The organism is Mangrovivirga cuniculi, assembly GCF_005166025.1.
Classification (GTDB): Bacteria; Bacteroidota; Bacteroidia; order Cytophagales; family Cyclobacteriaceae; genus Mangrovivirga; species Mangrovivirga cuniculi.
In genome coordinates this window covers 1,565,476-1,587,926 of sequence record NZ_CP028923.1, presented here as the reverse complement: position 1 = coordinate 1,587,926, position 22,451 = coordinate 1,565,476, and the positions used below count along the sequence as shown (strand labels likewise).

Here is a 22,451-nt window from a genome sequence, read left to right as displayed (position 1 = left end):
AATTAATTTATTTCCACAAATCTCTTTCAAATATTTTTTAAACTTTTTTATGGAATTTCATCAACCGCTGCATCCTGAAAGAAAATATCTGACTATGCAAAAAATCTATTCTAAACCTCTACCTCTATTTTTTATACTATTTATAATCGGTTTTTTAAAAATATCTGCCCAGGATCTCCTCGAAAGCAGGAAAACCAGTCCTTTTACCTACATCTATCAGATTACCGATCAGGAAGCCAAACTTATTTATAACACCAAAATAGTAAAGCTTGATTCGACTTTTTTCCATACTAAAATAGACTCTTTCCCAACAGATAAGGGATACGATGAAAAACTTCCTCCGGGCCACTATTTAAAAACTTTCTCTTATGGAGGAGAACAAAAAATCGAGATGACAAGCATAAGAGATTTTAATATTTATTCATTGAACAATACCAGTGACCTGGATATCCAGATCTATGACCTTGAAGGTAATATCATTGATGATGCCGAAGTACGGGTTAATGATAAAAAGCTCAAATACTCAAAGAAGACGCGCTCATTTACCGACAAAAAATCTAACAAGCATGGAATCGTCACAGTTACCCATGAAGGAATTACTTCTTATTATAAACTCGATCGGCAATTTGCTAATTCAGGATTGACCAGGGCATATAGAAAAACTTTTTACGGCACTCCCTTAAAATATATTTGGCATCCAATCACATTTATACTGGATATCCCCATAGATGGATACTATTCGATTAAATACGGCTGGCCTCAGGGAACTATTTATTCAATTAAAGATTTTTTCGTGAATACTTATGAAAAAACTGCCTGTATCTTCGATCCGTATTATTGTGATTTCAATAATAAGTACACCGGATATATGGCTTTTAACAAACCTATGTACAAGCCCAGTGATACAGTTAAAGTCAAAGCGTTTATAGTCGATAAAAAAGGTAAACCATTAAAAAGAAGGTCTGGGTTGAAATGACTACTGATAAAAATCGTGAGTTAATGGAACTAAATCCTTATCGGGATGGTGGCTATTCATTTCAATTTTACCTTCATGATTCACTAAAAATGAAGCTCGACAGGTATTACAGAATCTCCCTGACTGATGGCCACTGGAACAATTACATTACAGGTGGTTTCAAATATGAAGAATACGAATTAAAAAGTATTGATCTTACCTTGAGATCAGGCAAAACTGAGCATTATAACAATGATACACTCAAAATTTATGCCCGGGGATTTGATGAAAATGATCTGAATGTTTTTGATGGTAGATTAGAAATCACAGCCTTTACAAAAAGCACAACCGGATTCTTTTCTAAAAATGTCTTTGTACCCGATACACTTTTCAGTAAAAACCTCCCATTAAAACAAACCGGAGAAACTGAAATAAAAATTCCATCTTCCTGTTTTCCGAAGGCTAATATAGAATACAAAGTCCGGGTCAGATTACTGACTTCAGATAATGAATCGATTACAAAGGAAAAGACATTAAATTATTATTATTCAAGAGATCACTTCACTCTTTCTCTGGATATTGATTCCCTGACATTCCGGTACTTTGAAGACTTGAACGAAAAAGAAATCTATGCTGCAATATATTCTGAAGATCATTTTGGAAACCAGAAGCTCATAGACTCAACTAAATTACCTTCTTCACTACCTATTTCACCATACATCGAGAGGTATATCTTGAAATCTGATAAAAAGAAACAGTTTTTTAACATGAACTTAGAAGAAAGCAGACTACAAGTTTATTCTTCACGCGATTCAGATTCAATTTACATTGACATTAAAAACCCTAGGGACATCCCTTTTACTTATCATATTTATAAAAGGAATAAGGAGAAAGAATCAGGTTATTCTAAAAAATTAAGTTACTCGCAAAGAACCTATACTAAAAATGAGTATTTCCTTTCGGTGCAATATTTATGGGCTGGTAGAATTGTCAATGAGAATTATTCTATCCCTTTGATAGAAGACGAATTAAAAATTTCTATTGACGGGCCTGCACTGGTTTATCCCGGACAAAAAACTGAAATCACAGTATCAGTAACCAATGTCGATGGTGACCCGGTACAGGGAGTAGACCTGACCGCCTATTCTATTACAAGCAAATTCAAAGACAACGGACCGGATGTACCTTCTTTTGAAGAGCAAAGAAAGGGTAAAGAACTGATTAATAAGTTCACTATTCAAAATAAAATCGCTCCGGGTTATTTAGATAAAAAGCTAAACTATGACACCTGGAAAGCTCTTGCAGGACTTGACAGCATCGAGTATTATAAATTTTTATATCCTGGTGAAAATATGTATCGCACCGATTTCTACACTAAAGATTCGGTAACCCAATTTGCTCCTTATGTTATCAGTGAAGGCCAGGTGGACCCTGTCCAGGTGATTTATGTGGATAATATACCAATCTATTTTGCATGGAATACCATTCCGGCACCTTATTCATTCCGCATTTCTTCTGGTTTTCACAAGATTACTTTAAGAACAGCAACCAATGAGATCACATTGCCTTATGTAGGATTTATGCCCGGTGAAAAATTAATATTTTCCATCGATAAAGATAATTACAAAGATGAAAATTTAGTTCTCAAAGAGAAGAAGCCATTTCTCAGCGAGCAGGAAAAGCAATTGCTATACCCTTATATTTTAAACTATAAGGATTCCTTTCATAATAAATTTACATTTGTAGAGGACGGTGAAAACTTATATTTATTAAATATTCCCAATACCAGGAGTAATTATAGTAACTACAGTGGTCCGGTTTCCGGTTCTTTAAAACTCAACAGCCTGGAAAATTATGAAACTAGCTTCTTTTTCGAACGAAACTTCAATTATGAGTTTAAAGAAGGTATTATAAAAATGAGAGAGTGGAATGATGGATTAAAATATCCTGCTTCATTAAATCATACGCCTTCTCAAAAATTTGATCATACAATCATCACTGCCGACTCAATTAAAAGATGGAATGATCTTTATAAACAAAAATTAAAGCTTAGCAATCGAAAATATAATAATCCAGGAAAGACACTTGATGGTTATGGAAGGTTAAAAACTGAAATTATAAATACCAAAAAGAAAGAAAGAGAACTGTTAAACATATTACTTTTTAAATCTGATGATGCTGATTTTATCCGTATATATCCTGGTAACATTAATATATTTCACCAGCTGGATTCAGGAAATTATAAACTGGTCTACTTTTACACCGGATCATATTATCGTGAATTTGATTCGATAAGTGTACGTACAAATGGACTTAACTACACCAGGCTAGACTATTCAAACGAAATGAAGAAAGATAGTTTTAGTATAAAAGTTAATGAGCTTATTGAATCAGTAATCTACAATAGAGGTAAATTTTATGATAAAAACGATCCGGTTCAGAAAAATATTAAAAACACTTTTCTAAAGGAAAAAACATATACCGGCCCGGGCGCCCGGATCAGTGGTATCGTAAAGGACTTATCCGGAGAGGGAATTCCAGGTGTAAATGTTATTGTTAAAGGAACAAACCAGGGTACGGTCACCGATATACAAGGTCAGTTCAATTTAACAATTCCTTCAGGATTTGGAATTGTTGTGGTATCATCTATTGGATATGTTATCAAAGAAATACCCGTTGATAATTCGTTTCTGGATATCCAGCTTGAAGAGGATGTTAATGAACTATCCGAAGTGGTTGTAACTGGATATGCAGTATCTTCTAAAAGAAAATCATTATCTGCGAGTGTTTCCACTTTAAATGGAAGTGTTGCGGGAGTGAATATCCTTGCTGATTCTGAATTAATGGGAAGTACAAATAATATTCAAATTCGGGGAGTCAACAGCATGATAGCAAATTCAAAACCTTTAATAGTAATCGATGGAGTAATCTATGATGGAGATACCGAAAATCTAAATATGGATACGATCGGTAATGTTAATGTTTTAAAATCTGAAGAAGCCACTGCTCTGTACGGTGCAAGGGCTGCCAATGGAGTAATGATTATTACCACAAAAGGTTTTACCGGGAATCCGGCCCCGGGATTAAAAAATAGTGGGGCAGAATTTGGTAATGATTTTCTGGAATCGACACTTCAAAGTAGTTCGATTAGAAATAATTTTTCGGATTATGCTTTTTGGCAACCTAAACTACAAACGGATAAAAACGGTAAAGCTACTTTTGAAGTCACCTTTCCTGATGACGTTACCAAATGGAAAACTATTTACCTGGCAATGAATGCTAAAAAGCAATCAGGAAAAACAACCGGCCAGATCAAATCATATAAGCCGATAATGGCACAGCTATCTCTTCCTCGATTTTTAGTCGAAGGTGATGAAGCTATAGCAATTGGAAAAGCAAAAAATTATATAGCTGACACCCTACAGGTTCAAACCAGGTTTGAGCTTAATGGTGATGAAAAATTCAGTAAAAATGTGCAATTGATAAATTCCAGTATTGATTCTCTTCATTTAACTGGAAAAGGAGATTCTCTTAAAGCAAAATATTATCTGGAAAAAGAAGATGGTTATTTCGATGGTGAAGAAAGATCAATTAAAGTTTATAAAAAAGGACTGAAAGAAACCATCGGCAGTTTTATCGCATTGAGAAATGACACTACGGTCGAATTATCTTTTGATCCTGAAAAAGGCCCGGTAAAGATTCACGCTCGAGCTGATCTGCTGGAGGTATTCGAAGATGAAGCAATCGGGGTTACTAATTACAGGTATTTATGTAATGAACAAATAGCTTCCAAAATCAAGAGCCTCTTAGCTCTCAAAAAGATCAATAATTATCAGAAAAAAGAATTTAAGTATGATAATAAAATCAACAAACTGGTTAAAAAGCTGATAAATAACCAGAAAGATTCAGGTTTTTGGGGATGGTGGAAAAACTCACCGGAGACAATATGGATCAGTATGCATGTGATCGAAGCATTGCATCAGGCTCAAAAAGAAGGTTATAATGTTGAATTAGACATTTCGAAATTATCTCAGACCCTGATCATAAAATTAAAAAGTGAAAAAACAGGGATATCCAACAAGATAGACATACTAAAAACACTCATAGATTTGGATACTTCGGCAAACTACAGTGATTTGATCCTGGATATTGACTCGATGAAATACAAAACCCTGGGTACGATGCTTGACCTCATGAGTCTTAAGCAAAAAGCTGGATTAGAGATAAATTTGGATACATTAGATACATTCAAAAAAGAAACTATGTTTGGAAATGTCTATTTCACAGATGGAAATACTTATTTCAGATCGATCTATGAAAATGACATCCAAACCAGCTTGAAAGCCTATCGACTTTACGCTAATGATTCGAGTGTTAACCATAAGGAAACGTTGCAAAAAATCACCGGATACATTCTTGAAAAACGTAAAAACAGGTACTGGGCTAACACTTTTGAATCAGCGAGGATAATAGAAACTATTGTTCCGAATCTGTTTGGAAAGAAAAGTGAATCAGTAAAACCCCAATTAAGTTTTAGCAGTCAAATTGATTCACTGGTTACAACATTTCCATTTGATGCCGAATTGCAGCCCACAGAATCTATCAGTGTTTCAAAAACCGGAGACTTCCCTGTATATTTGACTAGCTTCCAGCAATACTGGAATGAAACACCAGAAAGAAAAAGTGCAGACTTTAAAATTACTTCTGAGTTTGAAGAGTATAGCGGAAATATGCTTGAAGCGGGTAAAGAAGTAACGCTGAAGGTGACGGTCAAAGTAAATAAAGCAGCTGAGTATGTCATGATGAATATCCCTGTCCCTGCAGGATGTTCATATTCAGAAAAACCTCAGAACCATCCTTACGCTGTTCATACTGAATATTTTAAAAACGAAGCAGCAATCTTTTGCCAGCGATTGCCTGAAGGAACTTATACATATAAAATCAAGCTGATTCCTCGATATACAGGAAAATATAGTCTCAACCCGGCAAAGATCGAGTTGATGTATTTCCCTACTTTCAATGCTAATGAGGAACTTAAAAGTATAGTGATCGAATAAGAAAAATCAACAAACTGCTCGTCATTTCGCTCGTCCTGTGCTGCAAGCCGAAAGGCGAATCAGCAAGGAGAAATCTGTTAGTTGGTGGCAGGATGATTAGTTTATAATGGAATGAATCTGCATTTTGAGGGTCCAAGCGCGATGCTTGAACCAGGGAAGCATTATAATACGCCAGAATCATGGTTGATTCAATAATAGGAATTATTATTCTAGACACGGATCTAAGATCCTATTTATTAATGATTCGAGATGCGCTTCGCTAACATCTGGAAGATCATCAAACAGTATTAGTCCTCTATGTCTTTGCAGTATGTATGTATACTATCCGAGTCAAGAGTACTAATAACATAATAACTATTAACTCAATAACTTTTAATCATTTCGCTCGTCTTGTGCTGTGAGCCGAGAGGCGAATCAGCAAGGAGAAATCTGTTTGTGGATAGCTGGATGTTATGGGTCCAAACCCGACTCTTAAACCAGGGAAGATTAAAAACAAAAAGCCCGTTAAAAAACGGGCTTCATAAAATAGAGAGGATAATGAATTATTCCACCAATAAACCTTTGTCGCTTGTCTTTATTAGTTCTAAAATGCTATTATTTGAAATTGTCGAGGTGCCTAATAATACGTAGCTGCCATCAGTTGATTGCAGTACATCTGCCCCCGATCATTAGAGCTTCCTCCAAAGTATTTTTTCCATTCAACATTCCCCTGGCTATCTGTCTTTACCAGGATAATTTCTTCATTTTCCGTTTCGTAATTTGTTGTTCCGGTTATAATAAAACCTCCATCAGAAGTTTTACTTACAGCCGAAGCTTTTTGTTTTCCTGTTTCTTCGATCTCCGATTCCCATACAAGGCCATTACCATTGCGATTAACCATTGAAAGAACCATATTATTAACATTGGATCCAACTACGATATATCCTACTCCCGCATCATCCATATCCGCAGCTTCCTGGTTTTGGTTTCTAATAACATAATCCCATAATATCTGACCATTGATATTTGTCGAAGTGACTCTGATATTTTTAGTTAAAGAAGTGTTTCTTACAGTACCACACCAAACAAGATCATCATTAGCTGTTTGTAGAACCATGTTGACACTATCCTTATTATTGATGAAACCATAATCTCTGTATAAAGTATCCTGAGTTGCCAGGTTTAATTCTGAGATCACCATCTCGCTACCTTGTTCATCGTCACGGTTTAACATGACCATTAACGAACCTGAATTGGAATTAAAAATTTTCAACCCGCGCTCCATACGATCTGGCAATCCAAAAGAAGATGAATTGATCAATTCACCAGTTGTTGGATTTAATGAGACAAGAGCTACATTTTCGTCTTCGGTAGAATCATTGGTGATCAGACCGGTTATGTATAAGTTACCATCTGAAGCAATCACTCCGTCAGTACCAAAATCTTGTAGTTCACCTCCGAAAACCTGTTCCCATACAAGATTACCCCGATTGTCACTTTTAATAACCAAAATATCAGTATCAGTACCAGTGAGCTTTTCCGTACTTCCTACGATTAAATATCCCCCGTCTTCCAGTTGACTAACCCGGTAAGAGCCATCGTCATTCGCATTTCCGTAAAACTTATTAAAGTATGGGGAATCATTTTCACCGACAAATGCATCGGTGGTACAACCACCGAGCATTGCCGTCATTAGCATTGTTGATAAGACTCTTTTTATCATTTGATTATACTAAACTTCTTTGTCACAGGTGTATTCTTCCCTTCTTCCATTATCTGGATATAATACATTCCTGGTGAAAAATTAAATGTGTTGATTTGCTTACTATTAGTTCTCTTTATCACGCCAGACTCAACCAGGTTGCCGTGAAGTGAATAGATAGAATATTCAGCTTTACCGCTAAATTGCTCCGGAACTCTGATAGTTAATTTTTCGTTGGCCGGATTTGGATAAAGCAGGTAATCACCACTTATAAATTCATCATCTACACTGGTAATAATATTCGGTGCAGGCAATCCATTATCAAGATCGTAAAAAGCTCCCTGCACGATCTCTTTCGTCTGCTCAATATCCTGCGCCCTGAAAAGATATGCTACCAATCGATATGAGGCTTCAACATTCAGATCACTGTAATAATCAGTCATCCAGGTTAAGTTAACAATTTCCTCACGCGTGGTATCCTCATCGATCCAATCACCGATAATTGTGGTGCCTCCTGCGTTAGGAATGAATTTTCTCAATACGTTTTTATACATCGTACCATCCAATTCGAATTCTTTCTGAACCATCCCTACCATAAGAACCAGGTCGTCTTCAATATCTTCTCCAGTAATATTTTTAGTGATGCGAACTTCAATATCCAGTTTGTCCGGATTTTCAGTTACATTCAAATCAATATTGAAAGGGGATGAAACGAGGGACCTTCGATCATAAACATCTGCTCCATAATTCTCTTCTTGTATAGGATGATCCACATCGGTATCAAAATACCCATCGAAAACTGTCCTTGGTGCCACATCAATACCGTAATGCAATCGTTTAGCACTGAAGTCTGCGGTATTATAAGGAAATACCGGATCCTGATTCGGGCTGTTAATATGATAACGAATATCGATCACCTGGTCTTCCTTACCTTCCAGTAAATTATCAAGGTAAGTAACTGATTCAGACATCATATTATCACCAGGCACATTACTGAGGAAAGACTCGATTACCATTGTTCTGTTTCGTTCAACGATCGAAAATTTATTGATACCAAATCCGCTCAAGTCAATTCCAAAAGGATTATCAGCATTAGATCCAAACATTAATCTGAATTTCACAGGCTGACCATTAGCATCAAATTTCACATCATCCAGCTGAAAAGCAGCTTTCTGCCAGTCAAAATCTCCTGCCCATCCCTCACGCGTGATGTTGTTACCTTCAGAACCGGGGGCTCCCAATAAGTTAGCTGCATTATACCATCCCAGGCCACTATCTTTCTTGCCTAATTTTATCCAGGTCCTACCACCATCGAGCGTATATTCGATCACCACACCATCTGCCTGGATATCAGTTTTTGATGCGATATCAAGATCGAGCATCGGAACCTGTGTATCATCGAGGATAAAACAAGGTGATTCCAGGTAGGATGATTCGTTATTATGATACGAGTCAGAATTTCTGTTTGTGGCCCAAACCCCATTTTTCCCTAACCAAGTATCATTCTCCAACCAGCTTGAAGTTAACGAATTATCTATCTGACCGGTAGATACCCATCCCTGGTAAATTTCATCATCAAAATCTTCGATGTAGTTGTATACATTGATTACAGGTTGGATGAAGATGTTTTTGGTTGTATCTGCATTACATCCAGACTCTAGAAACACTTCAAGATTAATTGGTTGAAAACCAGATGAATTTAACGCGATATCAATTGAATCAGTGTAACTCTCGGTATATAATATGTTTTCGACATTCCACCTTACCGAGTCAATCGATATTTCTTCCTCATTTATAATTATTGGCTTTAAATTCGTTAACCTGCCTGAGCAAGCACCGAAATAACTAAAATCAACTATTGGGTATTGCGATATATTTACGAAACTTCTAGCCGAAAAACCAGTACATCCATCAGCAGTTGTTACTTGAAGTTCCACTGCATACGGGCCATCATTTGAAAATGATTTAAGAGAATTTGATACACTATCTCTATCTCCATCTCCAAAAGACCAAATGTATTGAGCTCCTTGCAGTTCAGAAGTTGTTAAATTATTAATTGAATTAGAAAAGGCTATAGGTTCACCAACACAACCATCATCATAATCGATGGTTATTTCCGGGGTTTCATTAACCGTAAATTCAATCGTATCCGATTTTTGATTACAAAACTGGACGTCTCCAAGGTATTCGTAAAATAATTGATATTCACCTGGACCGATAGCTTCCCCTGAAAAATAATCAGATTCTCTTCTATTTATAACTCCATTTTTAATGAAATTATAAACTCCATTGTCTGGATTAGGAGTACCATTGGTTGCATTAAAACTTAATACAATGTCATTCTGTGTTTGGTCATTATCGCAAAGTTCTAGCAAATTAGGTAAATCAATGTCAGGATTCGGAGCATCTTTTAAATTCACTTCTGCAACTAATATTCTAGTATTTGCTGTGAAATTATTCGGCTTAGGAATACAATTAGTTGAGCCATCGATATCTGTATACTCATTTAAATAAGATAAGTTAACATATATTGAAACTGATTCTACATTGGTGTTTAAATTTGAATAATTTAGACTCCCAGAGAAAGTAGAGTCTCCCACTGCCGGTAAAGAATAATTTTGAAGGACATTTCCTGTTACATCGACACCATTATTAGTTACAACTTCCAGACTTGTTATCTGAAAATTAATTCGATCATGTCTATAAAAACATTCATTATCACTTGTCGTGGCTAACTGAGTGGTTAAACTTTGACTTAAAAATAGTTCATTTTCGACATTAGTCCTGTTTTCACCTGGAGCTACTAAAAGGGATCATCAAAGCGAGGATCCAATGGATCTCTGGGATCGATTGGGTCTCGAGGATCGATTGGATCAATTGGATCGATATCTATAATTCTATTATATGATTTAACTGTTTTAGGAAAACCTTGAGAATAATTAGAAAAGCGAACAGCAAACTCGATTGATTGAGATTCGCTACCTCCCAGGCAAAAATCATTTGAGCCCAAATTAATGTCACCATCGGTAAATTGAATTACACCATTTTCATCATTGACGTAAACATTTTTTGGAGCTGATCTTTGGGTACATGTTAAATTATCTTCATAGACCGCAGTTACACTATAAATTATTTCATACGATCCCGGCAAAGTATACTGAGGATAGAAAAAATAATTATCATTATTATCACTGTATACTCCAGCGGTGCCAGAATATTTTTCTATTACTGATGTATTATCTGGCACTACATGTTTCCCACCAGTTAATGGCACAGGATCATCTGTATTTGTAAAGGTGAATTTAAGGGGTCCGTCTTTTTCTAATGTATCTAGGGTGACATTTGTAGGTGTAGCTTCGATAGTAATTGTGACCGGATATGTAATAGTATCGCCAATATTTCCAGGGTCTTTTATAATACGAAATTCAAACGTTCCGACTTCAAAATCAAAAGGGATCTGATAACTTCCTTTTAACGTATTAAATTCATATTGTTTGAACTCTATACTATCAGCTATTTTCCCATTATCATAGTGAAGAAATAATTTTTGATACTGCCCTCCAGGAATATCAGTATATCCATTTATAATAACGAATTCCAATGGAGTTCCCTGGCAAACAGTTTCCTCAGTAGTAAACTCATTTGCGCTATTTAGGATAAATAAGTCTTCTTGTGAATAAGAAACGTTAAATATTAGAACGCTTATAGCAACAAAAACAAAAATTCGAAGCACAACAGTTTATTATTTAGTAATGGTTTGATTATAAATGGCGGTGATTTCATCCTCACTCAATTTTTTGTGATAGATGATTAGGTCATCAACTTTTCCATCGTAATAGGTTCCATTACCTCCACCATCGCCAATAGATAGAGCTGAACTCGTGCTCTCATTTTCAAAAATACCATCGTGAGAGGAAGTGGATACTAAATTATCATTATAATAAAGTTTTAATTCTTGTTCAGTATTATCCCAGGTAAAAGTCACCATTAACCAGCCAGAATTGACCATTTCATCATAATAATACACAAACCCTGGAGAAGCATCTTTTGTAAAAATGGATGGGGTGAATCCTGGTCCATTTTTCTCATATCTTAACGTATATTGACTACCCTCATAAACTTCTCCAATTGTACAATCTTTTACCCAGCATGAAACCGTTAAGTCATCTTGAACTACTAACTTTTCAGGTAAGTCAATATATATTCCAATACCATCCCCATTCATTTGGTAAGCACTATTCGGGTTACCAAATCGATCTTCCACTAAAATCGCATTATCTTCTCCATTAGATTTACCTACTACCCCATTCGCAGCAACTCCAATTTCACTCTCATCATTTGCATTACCGTTGAAGGGATAGAATGCTACCAGTCCGTCACGGGGTATATCTTTTACTTCTGGCTCGACAGGTTCTTCTCCTCCATTGTCGCATGATGTAATAATTGAAAATACAGAAATGAATACAAGAGCAAGTAGCCCCTGGCTTAGTTTATTGAATCGCATGTCTAAAAATCCTTTTGGTTGAATAAAAAAATTATATCAGCGGTAAATATATATGATGGTTTTTAATAATAAAAGTTTTTTCTTTAAGTAATATCTTAGGTTTTAAATCATTGCCTGAAAAATCTATTTAAAAGTATTATTACAGTATAGCAACTTGTCTGTTTGGAGTGTTCCCCAGGACAACTTCAAACTTTTAATGAAATGTAAACTCTGTGACTCGGGTATTTTACAATAATATCACATCAATCAAGCCTGATTTCCTATATTCACAAACCAATCCTTTACCCGTCATTTCGATCGTCTTGTGCTGTGAGCCGAGAGGCGAATCGGCAAGGAGAAATCTGTTGGTTGGTGGCAAGATGTTATCGGTCCAAGCGGGAAGCTTGGACCAGGGAAGCATTATAATACACCTGAATCATGATTGATTCAATAATAGTAATTGTGATTCAGCAGACACGGATCTAAGATCCGATTTATTAATGATTCGAGATACGCTTCGCTAACATCTCGAACAGCAACAAAAATTGATCCCCCCGAAAGCAGAGTGAGTATGAGAGTGAGAACAGAGAATCCTTAAATTAAATTGGGGCTATAGAGATCTAATTATACTGGAAGTTAGAAGAAATTGTGTCAGCAATTTTCTCCGTGCTCTCTGTGTGCTCCGTGGTGAAAAACAAAAACAGCTTGCTGTTTACTTTGATACCTCTGCGTCTTAGTGGTGTGTTTTTTTAATTTTCGAGTCGAGGGCAATCCTGTTTATCTTTGAATCCTGTAAATCCAGATGCAGACCGCTTTCTTTCTCTTCATTTTTGTCTTGACACAAAAACGAAGCAAAAAAGTCAATGGATGTGGGTCCTCCCTTTTTTTATATGACGTTTTTATTTCATTGAATCTGTAATTCTCTTCGATCCTTGCAATCTATGGTACCTTTCACAAACGCGTTACATTCTCTCTAAAGATGCCCAACCTGGTTCTCAAACAGCAACATATGCTAATTATTTATGAGACAGATTTCTCACCTCAAGGGATTCGAAATGACGTTCGGGGTGTTGCTTTGGTTATAATTAGTAACTGTTTTATATCTAATCCATTCCCCCAAGTAATAAGCACAAACCAATCCTTCACCCGTCATTTCGATCGTCTTGTGCTGTGAGCCGAGAGGTGAATCAGTAAGGAGAAATCTGTTGGTTGGTGGCAAGATGTTATCGGTCCAAGCGGGAAGCTTGAACCAGGGAAGCATTATAATACACCTGAATCATGGTTGATTCAATAATAGTAATTGTGATTCAGCAGACACGGATCTAAGATCCTATTTATTAATGATTCGAGATACGCTTCGCTAACATCTCGAACAGCAACAAAAATTGATCCCCCCGAAAGCAGAGCGAGTATGAGAGTGAGAACAGAGAATCCTTAAATTAAATTGGGGCTATAGAGATCTAATTATACTGGTAGTTAGAAGAAATTGTATCAGCAATTTTCTCCGTGCTCTCTGTGTGCTCCGTGGTGAAAAACAAAAACAGCTTGCTGTTTACTTTGATACCTCTGCGTCTTAGTGGTGTGTTTTTTTAATTTTCGAGTCGAGGGCAATCCTGTTTATCTTTGAATCCTGTAAATCCAGATGCAGACCGCTTTCTTTCTCTTCATTTTTGTCTTGACACAAAAACGAAGCAAAAAAGTCAATGGATGTGGGTCCTCCCTTTTTTATGTAACGTTTTTATTTCATTGAATCTGTAATTCTCTTCGATCCTTGCAATCTATGGTACCTTTCACAAACGCGTTACATTCTCTCTAAAGATGCCCAACCTGGTTCTCAAACAGCAACATATGCTAATTATTTATGAGACAGATTTCTCACCTCAAGGGATTCGAAATGACGTTCGGGGTGTTGCTTTGGTTATAATTAGTAACTGTTTTATATCTAATCCATTCCCCAAGTAATAAGCACAAACCAATCCTTCACCCGTCATTTCGATCGTCTTGTGCTGTGAGCCGAGAGGTGAATCAGTAAGGAGAAATCTGTTGGTTGGTGGCAAGATGTTATCGGTCCAAGCGGGAAGCTTGAACCAGGGAAGCATTATAATACACCTGAATCATGGTTGATTCAATAATAGTAATTGTGATTCAGCAGACACGGATCTAAGATCCTATTTATTAATGATTCGAGATACGCTTCGCTAACATCTCGAACAGCATCTTCGAAACAATCTTATTAATCTTTTCTATCCTGGCTCATCCTGGTTCAAAAATATCGAGTCAGGGGGATTAATAACTAATCAACCTAATAACTCAATAACTTTCACAAACACGTTATACTATCGCTAAACGCGCTCGATCGGGCAAGACAGCCCTGGTTCGTGTCTCCACGAACCAGATGTTGTTATTATCTTCCCCAACCTCAATTCAATAAATAAGATCCTTTTTATTCTTCTTTAACTTCGGACGATATACCGGCACTGTATAACCAATCGAAATCATCAGGTTATTCATTTTAAAATCATCATCCAGGTGAAGGTAGTCGTATTTTAATTCTGTATTTGAATATCGGTTTTCCGGGTTAACTACATTCATCATTCCATAAGCATAACGAACATCAAACGTAAAATAACCTCTACCCAACAGTTCCCTGACTTTTATACCTCCACCGGCAACTACTGACCAGTTAAAGTTCATCCGCTGTTCTGAAAGATCTACTGAAGGACCTTTTACTCCTCTGTTTCCATCAGCAACATCCTGGTCTCCAAAATCATCAAATCGTTCCACATCAGCTTCTGCTCCAAGTAAATAGTTTCCTTCTGCACCAATTCGAAAAAAAGGAATTATTTTATCCCCATTAAATTCATACTTAAAAGTTAGCGGAAGAGAAATTCTGCTTTGCTTCTCTATAAAGGTTTCTTTGGCAAATCCCAGCTTACTCTCTCTGTATTCATAAGTGAGAAAATTGAACTGTGGACCTGTCATCAAAGATATTCTTTTACTTAACGAAAATTCAAAGATCACTCCTACCTGAAAGCCCGTTCTTACACGATACTCAGCATCGGTTAATTCCGGATTATCAAGACTATAATTCTGAATTACGTTTACCTGGGTAAAATTTGCTCCTGCCATTCCTCCAAACAGATAAACCGGATTGGTTCTGAACATATTATAGAGATTGATAAATTCAGGCGGATCCACAACCGGATTGATCTCGTATTCAGGATCAATTTTTAACATTTTCAGCATCGATTCCTGCGCCTTGCCTTTCTCGTCAAAATAAAGGTTTGCCAGAGTAAGTAACCTGTATGCTTCTACTTTTTCCTGCTCATTAAAACCCGATTGAAGACATTCATTCAGCAAGCCCGGTATCTCTTCAATCCTTCCCTGCTCATAGGTTTTTCGTGCATTTTGAAGTGTTTTGGCACACCCATTTGCTTCTTCTTTTACCTGTCCGAAAATCAGACCGGGAAATAGTATCAAGCTACCTAAAATTATAGCTGTCTTTTTAAATAGCTTAAAAAATTGATCAGTCATCTGTTTTGGTTGTTATTTATTTACAAGTTTCTTCATACGGAATGTCTTCTCCTACATAAGATTCCCATTCCTGTTCTGTCATGTCTCTTTTCAGTTTCTCGCAAAGCTTCCTGGCCATGAGCTTGGTCTGTGTAGGCCAAAGCCTGATTAAGTGATCGCGGCAACCGGCTAGCAGGTAATTATTATCAGGAGTGAACTGTATTGACCACACCCAGTCTTCATGGTCGCGAAGTACGATTGGCGGATCAAATAAGTTATCCATATTCCACAACCTTACCGTTTTATCGAAACTACCCGTAGCCAGTCTCTTGTCATCATGACTGAAAGTTATATTATTTACTCTCGCCTGGTGTCCGGATAACTTCGCAACTATTGAGCCATTTATAACGTTCAAAATGGTTACTTCGCCTTTTTCACCACCAAGCACCAGGTATCTACCGCTATGGCTAAATGCACTGGTAATAACCGGAATGTTTTTCCGGTCGCGGTAGATCACTTTTGAAGTATTGCCATTCGATCTGTCTACCTCTGTGACTTCACCATTGTTCTTGGCAACGATCAATTTAGATCCGTCCGGACTCAGTGTGATATCATTGATCTTAGAATCACTACTTAAAAGATCTGTTACTTTTTCATTATCCCAGTAAATAACTCTTTTATCAGAACCCGATGCAATCAAACCTCTTTTTCCGGGAGTGAAAGTCAGGTACCAAATTTCCCTCGTATTGGTTTTTACCTTTACTGGTTTAGACTTCACATCCTGCAAATCATAGATTTCGATATAATTAAAATCTCCTGCACAAGCGAGGTACCGCTCGTCTTTACTTAAAGCGAGTGTACGATTAATCCGGCCAGGATAATGAGCAATAATATCATGACCTTTTTGAGGATCTTTCGCATTCCATCTAATAATTCGGCCATCACTACCCGCAGAATACACGTATCTTGAATCCTTACTGGTCACAATTGAACGAACGTTTTGTGTATGAGCCAGAAGACTATTATAACTAGGTTCCTCCATTGCCTTCAGAGCATAGTACATTCCATCATAAATATCCGGATCGTGTTTCTTCCCGCCATATTCGTGGTAAAAGTTATATGCCTGTCTGGCGACTAATGATTTCTTAGCACTATCGGTTAGCTGTACGGATTTAATTGCCATTGACTTAGCAATCGAAAGCATTCTCAGCCTGTATGCTTTTTGCTCTTCTGTCATTGCTACCTTTCGGGCGCTATCTGCTACAAGGGTTTGCTCGATTGCTCTTCGACGCTCCCTGTCGGCAATAACCATTTGCGTCTGAGCTATCCGCTCATTTTTTAATGCTCTTTCTGTTTCCTGTTCTGCTATCAGTCTTTGTTCTTCGGCCCTCTGAGATTCTTCAAGGGCTTTTTTCTCATTGATTTGTGCCTTCTGCGCCTGTTCTTCCGCAACTTCTTTTTGTTTTGCCGCTTCGGCACGCTGAATATCAGCTTCCCTGCGCTGATGCTCAGCATATAATAAGAATAACAAGGCTACGACGATACCTAACCCAAGCACCAGAGCGACAATTCGAGCCAGGATCAAGCGACGTTTTTGCATCTTTTCCCTGATCCGCTGCTCGCGCTCAAATTCTTTCTGGCTGTATTCCAGAAATAACATGGTACGTTCATAGGCTTTATGATATCTCAATCCCCATGCGGGAGAAGGGTTTTGTTCTGTTTGCCAGTTTAATGCGATCTGGAGATCCGGTGGCCTCCATAATCCTGCCTTTCCTTCCTGGTGCATCTCTGCAGCTTCAGCCAGTCGCAAATAAAGCTTTACCGATTCTGCCTCTTCCTCCACCCATAAGTGTAACTCAACCCAGATTCTCATGATACTTTCATGACTGATATCGATCACGCTATCATCTGCAAGTTCAGTATCGTAAGCAGGCATTAAAAGAGTACGTCCCGGCTTCCTGAAAGCATCAATTACCTTAATAACCTTAGATTCCGGAGCATTTACAATAGCTACAACTTCATTGAGCTTTGCAGGCCGTCGTACACCTCGTCCGTCATCTCCTTTTTCAGTTATCGCTTTAAATATCTTCTCACATATTTTCTTTTCATCATCGGTCAGCTCGAGATACGCTTCACGGGCATGCTCAGAAAGAGCATTTTCCATCCCTCCGATTGCTTCGTAATGGGCGTGAGTTATGGGTTCATTACCGATCTTATTTCGCATCCAGTAATTCCATGTCCGCATCAAAGCATGCTGCATAATCGGCAGTTGATCAGCGCTCGAACCAATATCGTCCAGGATTTCATCAACAAGAACCGGATCAATGTCTGCATCAAAAGCCTCTATTGGCCCAACGATCGCCTTTCTCTTTTCATCCCTCGTCATCTGGGGAATCAAAAACTGGCTGTCATTGATAAGTTTGGTCAGACCCGGAAACTGTGCGCAATCACCAACAAAATCAGCCCGGATATTTATTAAAACATAAAATGGTACTTTCTGGCTTTGATGTGCATGCAGAATCAGATCGATATAATGCTGAGCATCATGTTTATCATACTCCTCAGTGGTTTGAAACCTGAATATTTCTTCAAACTGATCTATCAGAAATAAAAAATTAGTTTTTTCGACCACATGAAGATCCTCGAGGATATTTGTCAGTCCATCGATCCCTTCATTTAATGATTCAAGAGTAGCTTCATATTCAAGTGCTTCAAATGATTCTTCTAATTTACGGGCAAGAATTTTAACAGGTGAATCTCCCGGAGTGACATTGATACTTTTCCAGTTACCAGTCTCCACCGAAGCCATAGAAGAAAATACTGCAGGTAAAACTCCGCAATACATGAAAGATGATTTACCTACACCGGAAGCACCAACAACCGTAACAGCTTTATTATCTGTTAGCTTCTGGATTACTTCTCCGACCTGATTTTCACGACCAAAATAAAGATCGCGTTCTTCAACAGAAAACGGACGAAGCCCCGGAAAAGGGTTCTTTAATTCTCCTGTACCTGTTAATTCATGGTGAACAACTAATTCTGACATACCATTAACATTTGTTTCACCTGTTTTGGTGAAAGATTAAAAATGCAGACTACGCGTTTAGCCGAAGGCTTATCCTACGTAAGCACTGATAAAAATAAAATCAGACCGTGCCGACAAGGGTACCCGAAAGGTATTTGGTTGAATGTCGGTGATAAATCCTGTATTTAATGATTCGGTTGATTTTTTATTAATGCAATTATATTAAAATTGTAATATATAAATCAAATTTTATTCAAATTAAGAATAAAAGTATTGATCGAATTCAGTTCCGGTTAAATTATTATTCTTTTAAAATTTATTTTAAACCAGAATTTCCTGTTTAGTATTTTCAGACTTTTTATTTAATACATTATTACTTAATGATTCAGGTATTTCATCATAAAAAGACATCAGTTCATTCAGAGCTGCCTGGTTTATTCTAAAAATAACACAATCGCTCCCGGCTCTGAGCGTAACCTTCTGATCATTTTTATTCATAAACTGCAGGCAACTGATAATCTGCCTTTCGGTATACATCACCTCTTCATTACCGATCTTTAAATTCAGTTCCCCTTCAGTCACTATGATATAATCGATAAAATTGATTGAGTCTGACGTTTCGATCAGCTCGCCTGCCTCCAATACCTGAATATTGACCAGTTTAGCAATTTCGGCAAGTACCAAACCGCTGATCTGTTCAAAAACAGGAATAGTATTTAAAAACTCAATAATCTCTATCCTTGTATTGTTCTTTTCTTTTACCTGATCTTTGTTTTGAAAAGCTTTAATAGTCTCTGCTACTTCCTTATAGCGGGATAAATTCCCATACCTCTCATAAAATTCATCCAGTGCTCCTTCATAATGACTAGCCAGGGCATTAGCTGATGTTTCTCTCAATAATGGATCCGGGTTTACCAGGTTAGCAGCAAAAATATCCGGATCAGTTTTTTTATCATTGGCCAATTCTCTTAGCGCACAAGCCTTTGTCCACCGGTTTATCCATTTATAGTCACGCTGTACCAGATTTAACAAAGCTTCAGATTTGGATAGTGGCTCTGTGGGATAAATGTGCTTTAGCTGCTCGACCTTTTCTTCATAGCTGGCTACACCTAAAATTGGCAGCAAAGCCGGTTTTAATTCCTCATTGAGGAATACCTGAAGAAGATCAGTAGCATATTCTTTTTCTTCCGTGTTATCACTATTAATGTTCCTTTTAACCAGCTCAACAGATTTCGGATCGTAGATCAACGCCAGCAACCTGAAAATGGTTTCGAGATTATAAGCGATCTCGTTTTCCATCGCATTGATAAGCAGGTTGCTACTTTCGGCTTTACGGAGATCGTTGACTACAGACATATTCCATACCATGGAACCGCACACATCCTGTAGCTCTGAGCGGATTTGCAGAGAATTACTCTCGTCAACATTATAACCGCAACGGCTCAACGCTTCGAGTGCCGCTGCAATAATGTTCTGATTCGGATAGTTTAACTTTTTAAGCAATAATGAAACAGCTTCCCGGCTACCTACACGACCATAGATCTGTACGATACGTAACTGTGTTTTTTGATCCTGACCTGTTAGGTAAAATGCTGTTTCGAGCATGGTAAAAACCCGTTCACCAGTAGCGGCCAGTGCAGCAGTGGCGGCATTGCCATATTCTCCATCTCCCAGTTTTTCGATAAGGTTATTATTAAGATCCTTATCATCTGAGTGAGCAGAAGATGCAACAGCATGATACCTTACGGCAGAATGCGGATCCCTGAAAAGTTTGTTTAGCAAATTACCTTTCATGGTATCTTCTGCATAAGCTGTTAGCATGGCTCCATATACACGTTCATTTACCAGCTTCGACAAGGTCAGTTGTTCGATATACTTTAGCTTCTCCAACCTGAATTCTGCTCCTCTTAGTTTTCCATAGGTTGACTTGATCAAAGGAGCGGTTTTCATTACCGGGAAATATTTAGATTCCATTATATTATCCAGCAATGGGATCGACTCAAGCAGACACATTTCATCGCATTGCTGAAGAACAATTTCCCTTACCTCATCATCATCGATATTAAGCAGGTCAATCAGAACATTTCGATATTCAATAGGCTCTAAAATTCTTATCAGGTTAAGATGTAGTGGTAACTCACCTGTAGATCTCTCCAGTAAACCCGTTTTTAATCTTTCCAAAAGACTAACTGAAAATGCCTTATCGTACTTGATCAGTTTTTGCTCAGAATCGAGGCTGCTTTTCAGCACTTTTTTGTATTTAGAATGGAGAAGAAAACCGGAAACAATCCATAATACCACAAGGATCAACCCTCCGATAAGTACTGAATTTTGATTTAGTATTCCCTGGTCTTTTAAAATTAAGAGAATGCCAGATGCGATAAGTGAAAATAAAGCGCCAATAATATATTCTGCTTTAAATCTGGAATCAAATCTCAGATCCGCTTTAACGGGTAGAAAATAATTCATAAAAACAGTATACTCGAAGCCTTTTCTGATAGCTTCTGATCCGGTTTTTAGTGCGATCATCAAAACAAAGAACATAAAAAAGGTCTTTGATTCATCGGTTACGCCAAATAATCTTCCAGCACCAAATGCTAATCCACAGGTAATTAATACTACCACCGGTAATACCAGCAACCCGGTTCTTAAGCCATATGTGCGAATCGTAATCCTCGCTGCCAGGAAATCAATAAACCAGCTGGCAATTAATATTGAAGCAGTTAAAACACTAAGAAATGCCAGTAATTCAGTAGAGGAATCAAACCGTGTATTAAGCACATCAACAAATGCATATTCAATGAAAATGAATATCATTGTACACAGTCCGATAAACAAGCTCAATCTCAAAAAATATGCATTCCCTACAAGCCTTTTTGTAGAGTTATAATAATTAACAAATTGAGCACTATAGTGTAATTCATTTAATTCTTTCCTGTCAACAGCAATTACAAATAAGCTAAGGAGCGCTAAAAATATCGAAACTCCAGAGATAATAAGCTGAATTTGCCATGTCAGCTCTACAAGTTCGATTATCCATGGCATGGAAAACAAGTATGCTGAAACCGGCAGAATCAATCCTGAATAAATAATTGGACGGACTTTCTTAAGATCTGTAATATTAAAAAGTGATTCCGTAAAACTAAAAAACGTTGCTGCATAAAGTCCTGTAAGAGGTATAACTGCTGTGATCATTACCGATCCAATCTGATCCTGATCAATATTAAAAGGATCAAAAAGCAGAACCAGGTAATAAACTAAATTAAGCAACATCAGGATGGAAGCATATCCCCAGTAAGAAATCCTGAGCTTAGCATAATTATAACAATAATATAAAGCCAGAGAAATAACTGAACCGTAAAAAAATAGTTCTGGTAATGATTCTACTTCATCCTCGGACAAAAACTGTATAACAGCTAAAATATTATGGGAAACAACCCCCAGTCCAATGAAGCAACCAAAAACCCAGGCGGAAATAATCCGACCGGAATTAGAAAAAATTGACATAGTTGCTTTAGTCGTTAATCGGTTGAAAGATTAAAAGGCAATAAAAGAATATTATCTTTATTTTTCCTAATAAAAACCGAAAAAATCAGGCAAAATATAATAGTTTTTTCCTTTTCAAGTTTCTTTCCTAAAGTGCCATCCAAAGCTTCGTTTATTAGCATATAAATATTTTTCAACAGGTGAAATCTAAGTTTCGGACCTCAAAAAGACTTTACGTAAAAAAGTTATAT

Annotated in this window: 9 protein-coding genes; 2 read left to right on the top strand and 7 right to left on the bottom strand. The window is 37.2% G+C overall.

What is annotated here, in order from left to right; genetic code table 11:
* Positions 1-49: 49 nt before the first annotated feature.
* Positions 50-976, top strand: coding sequence for a hypothetical protein (locus DCC35_RS07135; RefSeq protein ID WP_137090133.1), 927 nt, complete (start codon positions 50-52; stop codon positions 974-976).
* On the top strand, positions 973-6,012 hold the full coding sequence (locus DCC35_RS07130) for a carboxypeptidase-like regulatory domain-containing protein (protein ID WP_137090132.1): 5,040 nt from the start codon (positions 973-975) through the stop codon (positions 6,010-6,012). The genes DCC35_RS07135 and DCC35_RS07130 overlap by 4 nt, the downstream gene beginning before the upstream one ends.
* A 616-nt stretch (positions 6,013-6,628) precedes the next feature.
* On the opposite strand, the gene DCC35_RS07125 is transcribed toward DCC35_RS07130, so the two are convergent.
* The 7 genes from DCC35_RS07125 to DCC35_RS07095 form a co-directional block, all read right to left on the bottom strand.
* On the bottom strand, positions 6,629-7,714 hold the full coding sequence (locus tag DCC35_RS07125) for a hypothetical protein (RefSeq protein ID WP_137090131.1): 1,086 nt from the start codon (positions 7,712-7,714) through the stop codon (positions 6,629-6,631).
* Positions 7,711-10,293: a T9SS type A sorting domain-containing protein gene (locus tag DCC35_RS07120; protein ID WP_137090130.1), complete on the bottom strand. Its 2,583-nt coding sequence runs from the start codon at positions 10,291-10,293 to the stop codon at positions 7,711-7,713. The genes DCC35_RS07125 and DCC35_RS07120 overlap by 4 nt, the downstream gene beginning before the upstream one ends.
* Before the next feature lie 203 nt (positions 10,294-10,496).
* On the bottom strand, positions 10,497-11,426 hold the full coding sequence (locus DCC35_RS07115; RefSeq protein ID WP_137090129.1) for a hypothetical protein: 930 nt from the start codon (positions 11,424-11,426) through the stop codon (positions 10,497-10,499).
* 9 nt (positions 11,427-11,435) lie between these two features.
* The gene (locus DCC35_RS07110) at positions 11,436-12,197 is read right to left on the bottom strand and encodes a LamG domain-containing protein (RefSeq protein WP_137090128.1); all 762 of its coding nucleotides are present in this window, start codon (positions 12,195-12,197) and stop codon (positions 11,436-11,438) included.
* 2,403 nt (positions 12,198-14,600) lie between these two features.
* Positions 14,601-15,710, bottom strand: coding sequence for a porin family protein (locus DCC35_RS07105; RefSeq protein WP_137090127.1), 1,110 nt, complete (start codon positions 15,708-15,710; stop codon positions 14,601-14,603).
* Between the two features lie 16 nt (positions 15,711-15,726).
* Positions 15,727-18,735, bottom strand: a complete 3,009-nt coding sequence (locus DCC35_RS07100; RefSeq protein WP_137090126.1) for an nSTAND1 domain-containing NTPase — start codon at positions 18,733-18,735, stop codon at positions 15,727-15,729.
* Positions 18,736-19,035: 300 nt separating this feature from the next.
* The gene (locus DCC35_RS07095; RefSeq protein ID WP_137090125.1) at positions 19,036-22,221 is read right to left on the bottom strand and encodes an MFS transporter; all 3,186 of its coding nucleotides are present in this window, start codon (positions 22,219-22,221) and stop codon (positions 19,036-19,038) included.
* Between the last annotated feature and the right edge of the window lie 230 nt (positions 22,222-22,451).

Bases quoted from the DNA above. Each gene is read 5' to 3' on its own strand.
- DCC35_RS07135 (WP_137090133.1), top strand. From the start codon at position 50: ATGGAATTTCATCAACCGCTGCATCCTGAAAGAAAATATCTGACTATG.
- DCC35_RS07130 (WP_137090132.1), top strand. From the start codon at position 973: ATGACTACTGATAAAAATCGTGAGTTAATGGAACTAAATCCTTATCGG.
- DCC35_RS07125 (WP_137090131.1), bottom strand. From the start codon at position 7,714: ATGATAAAAAGAGTCTTATCAACAATGCTAATGACGGCAATGCTCGGT.
- DCC35_RS07110 (WP_137090128.1), bottom strand. From the start codon at position 12,197: ATGCGATTCAATAAACTAAGCCAGGGGCTACTTGCTCTTGTATTCATT.
- DCC35_RS07105 (WP_137090127.1), bottom strand. From the start codon at position 15,710: ATGACTGATCAATTTTTTAAGCTATTTAAAAAGACAGCTATAATTTTA.
- DCC35_RS07100 (WP_137090126.1), bottom strand. From the start codon at position 18,735: ATGTCAGAATTAGTTGTTCACCATGAATTAACAGGTACAGGAGAATTA.
- DCC35_RS07095 (WP_137090125.1), bottom strand. From the start codon at position 22,221: ATGTCAATTTTTTCTAATTCCGGTCGGATTATTTCCGCCTGGGTTTTT.